A 1,833-nucleotide genomic window follows, 5' to 3' on the forward strand; every position below is an offset into this window, starting at 1 on the left:
GCCGAGACGGTGTATTCGTAGTCGATCCAGCACGCTTGGCCAGGGTAAAGCGGAAAGTGGCGTCCACTGTCGGGTTCGCTGAACATCAGCCAGACCTCTTTGAACGCGTCACGGTCGTGGTGGGCCGTCCACGTCATCGGCTCGGTTCTGTTTTCGCCGTACCACGCGTGTAGGTCGATCTCTTCCCAGGTCAATGGGTGTTCCTGGTAGAGCTGGTTGGACCGTTCAGGGTCACCGGGGTAGCGGTCTACCGAGATCCTGATCAGGTAGCGGGTGATGGGGTCGGCCCCACCGTTGATCAGACGCCGCCGCTGGCGCAGCCGGTAGTTGAGCCCATCGAAGGACAAGCTCGCGTCGTCGTGGTCGACCACGAGCGACCCTGCCGAGTCGCTCGGGTCGACAGCAATGGGAGCGCGGACCGTGCCTGGTCGGGCAGCGACGAACTCAGCGAACGCGGCTCGCAGCGCACCGCCGGCTTGCAGTGCCGATTCGGCGCGCCCAGCGAATCCCTCCGAGGGCTTCTCGGTGCCGGACTCGATCTTGGACACGTACGGGCGGCTGTAGCCCAGTTTGGTGGCTAGCGCACGCCGCGACAGTCCACGGACATCGCGCCAGCGGCGCAACTCGAGCGCGAAGACGTTGACGTGCGTGTCCGCGGGTTCGTTGGCGGGCGAAGTTCCGGCCGAGGTCACTGTCGGGCGCTCCTGTTCGCGGGGGTGTGCGTGTGCGTGAGTACCCCGTGAGTATGAGCCCACTCTGTCGAAACAGCCTGCACCCGTGGGGAAATTGAACGCACTTCGACACGGCGATCGGTTCCCGCTTCGGCGGACAGCTGATGTCGGAACGGCCAGCCTCGCGTGGCACAACCAGACAGGTGCGCTCACATGACTCCACTCCCAAACTCGGTACAGACCTCGCCATATCTGACTCGCGTCGACCCTGGCGCCCCGTCACCGGTGCGCTACTTTTCCGACACGTTCGGCCCGACCTCCCCCGACAACGGGACTCCGACCGAGGGCGCGGTGTTCGGGATCGTCGGCCTGGACCGCCGCATCGACTGGCACACCGACCCCCGCATGCTCGAACTGCTGATCGCCAGCGCCCGCCAACCTCTCGACACCGCGGAGCTCGCGCACCGGTTCGGCGCGGACCTGGTCGCCGAAGCCGCAGCGCGGCACTGGATTCAACCGCCAGAACAGTTGTGCCGGGAATACCGGCTGGTGTCGGGGGAGATCGAAGTGACCGCCCACTGCAACTGGGGCTGCCGCAGCTGCCCGGTGGCCGTTGACCCGAAACCCCGTCAGACGATGCCGATGGACATGTTCACCGAGATCATCGTCAAGCTGGTCGAGCACGGCTCGATCGACTACGTGACCTTCCAGTTCTTCAACGAACCCACCCTCGACCGCTACTTCGCTGACCGCATCGAGGTATTGGCCCGCTACGGGATGCCGTTGGCGCTCTACACCAACGCTTCCGCGCTCACCGGCGACAAGATCGAGACCCTGCGCCGCTCGGGGGTGCTACGCACGATGGTGGTCAACCTGCCCAGCGACGACCCGGCCGAGTTCGCCGATCTGACCGGTTCGGCCAGCTACGCCCACAGCACACGAAATGTGGAAGCCGCACTGGCAGCGGGGCTTCCGGTGCAGATCGGCGTCAACGGCGTCGGCGAGCGCCTGGCGCTCAACCTCGACGGGGTGGAGAGGCGGTACCTCCCGCTCGGCGCGCAGGTCACCGCGAATCTGATGTGCGACCGGGCCGGTGATGTCGGGGGCGAGTTCGCACAGAACCTGCTGATCGACGGACCGCTCACCGGGTGCGGGTACCCGG

2 protein-coding genes are annotated in these 1,833 nt (G+C 66.0%); one reads left to right on the top strand and one right to left on the bottom strand.

Going from position 1 to position 1,833, the window contains the following annotated elements:
• The coding region (locus NS1_RS38235; RefSeq protein ID WP_157125633.1) for a helix-turn-helix domain-containing protein at positions 1-692 on the bottom strand (692 nt) is incomplete at its 3' end.
• Between the two features lie 192 nt (positions 693-884).
• On the opposite strand from NS1_RS38235, the gene NS1_RS38240 reads away from it, so the two are divergent.
• The coding region (locus tag NS1_RS38240) for a radical SAM protein (protein ID WP_084504812.1) at positions 885-1,833 on the top strand (949 nt) is incomplete at its 3' end.

Source organism: Nocardia salmonicida NBRC 13393 (assembly GCF_001613085.1).
Classification (GTDB): domain Bacteria; phylum Actinomycetota; class Actinomycetes; order Mycobacteriales; family Mycobacteriaceae; genus Nocardia; species Nocardia salmonicida.